The 1,750-nt window shown below is 43.7% G+C and carries 3 protein-coding genes; all 3 read left to right on the top strand.

Annotation, left to right across the window (positions count from 1 at the left end):
* The coding region (locus tag ACEW80_RS05920; RefSeq protein WP_373525705.1) for a hypothetical protein at positions 1-750 on the top strand (750 nt) is incomplete at its 5' end.
* A 113-nt stretch (positions 751-863) separates the two neighbouring features.
* The gene (locus ACEW80_RS05915; protein WP_373525704.1) at positions 864-1,313 is read left to right on the top strand and encodes a DUF1257 domain-containing protein; all 450 of its coding nucleotides are present in this window, start codon (positions 864-866) and stop codon (positions 1,311-1,313) included.
* 2 nt (positions 1,314-1,315) lie between these two features.
* Positions 1,316-1,525 carry a DUF2997 domain-containing protein gene (locus ACEW80_RS05910; protein ID WP_373525703.1) on the top strand — a complete coding sequence of 70 codons (210 nt, stop codon included), beginning with the start codon at positions 1,316-1,318 and terminating at the stop codon, positions 1,523-1,525.
* Positions 1,526-1,750: the final 225 nt, after the last annotated feature.

The following is a 1,750-nucleotide window of genomic DNA, read 5'->3' as shown; positions in this document are numbered from 1 at the left end:
GTTTGTCCTATAGATTTAGCTCCAATTGTCTGGAATCAATTAATCAATATAAGGGATAATGTAGCTCCCAGTTTACGTAATCAGTTAACAGTTGATTACGAGGCAGGACTTGTAGATTACCAGGAACGGATTGACAAATTTCTCTCGCTAAATGCTTGGGAACTTCCTCACGATAAACAACAAGAAGTCAAAGCTAATTTGTTAACAGCATTCCCCACTCTCACTGACCTCGAAGACTATTTGCAAGTCGTTATTGGTCGCCCGGTGATTATCCCTGCCCTCTCTGAGCAACTCAATCAGCAGCAAGCCGAGTGTTTAGACCAGATTACCAAGTTCATTCAACAGTATGACCAAAATCTGGAGCAAAGGCTACGGGAATCAGCTCAAGCTGGTGGTGAACAACTGGCGGCGCAACTTCTTGAAGAATTGAGCGACTGGGAGCCAGGACGTAAGCCGGTGCAGTTCAAAAAAAAGATGGAAAAACACCTGATGAAAGTGCGGGTGTTACTGGCAAATGCCTCACCGGAAGCTGGCAGCAGTTTACAGCAGATGATGGAGCATTTGGATTCGATTGTCACCGATCCAGCGATTGAGTCAAAAAATCTTGCCAGTGATGGGCGCAGTCAGTTACAGCAAAAGATGGAAGAAATTAGGGTCAAGCTGTTAGATGAACAACGCAATCTACAACAGTTAGCGACTGGCGACGTGGGCTTGTCGAAAGCTACGGTCATGTCGTTTAAGTTCCGGTAAAAAACAGTCTTGGGCGAGGGTGCATTCGCTCAAGACTAAGTACCTTAAACGAAAAATGCATATACACCTCAAAAAGAATACCGCACTTCTACTACTATAGGAACAAAATTCTCATGTCACATTTCTCAACAGTTAAAACTAAACTCACTAACCGTGAATGTCTTATTTTTGCACTCACGGATCTAAAACTATCACCGCAAGTTCACGAAACAGCACAGCCACTAAAAGGATACTACGGTGGCTCTCAAGGACAAAGTGCTGAAATTATCGTATCTGGTCGCACCATAAAAGCCCGTGCAGACATCGGATTCAAGTGGAACCAAAATAATGCTGTATATGATGTGATACACGATGAATATGAGACAGACCCTCGTCTAGGGCAAGATTTCTTTAGTAACAAGTTGATGCTGGCTTATGGACAACGGATGGTAAGAGCCAAAGCCGCCGAATTACAAGAGCAGTTTGGAGAATGTGCAATCGCTGAATCAACTAACGGAAGTGTGCAAATTCTACGGCTGACTTTTGCCGGACATCAAGAAGTTAAACAATATCAAAGGAGATAAATATGGAACGTTCAATACTGATTCATTTCGACAATGCTACAGGTGAAGTTCGAGTGGAGGCTGAGGGGTTCGAGGGCTTGAGTTGTCTATCAGCTACGCAACCGTTTGAAGAAGCCTTGGGAGTTGTGGAGGGCGAGCGCACTTACAAGGATGAAGCCCAAACCCAACAACTTCGTACAACTTCAACTCATCAAACCAAACTCAGACAGTAATAAGAAAAGGAGAACTGCGACCATTGCCAATTGCTTTATTGTCGTGGTTCTCCCAAGAGATTTTATCTACCCACCAAAAGAATACCCATTTGTTCACATTTACGCACAACAGAAAACACGCTTTTTCCGTGATCATCAAAGCGAATACCTTTATGGCTGTGTGTGCTGTTGAATGCCATAGTTACCGCAATTGCCTATCAACAGACCAATGGTATGGCTGAGGTT

This window comes from Nostoc sp., from assembly GCF_041747015.1.
In the GTDB taxonomy this organism is placed as follows: Bacteria; Cyanobacteriota; Cyanobacteriia; order Cyanobacteriales; family Nostocaceae; genus Nostoc.
This window is presented reverse-complemented; position numbering and strand designations above follow the sequence as displayed.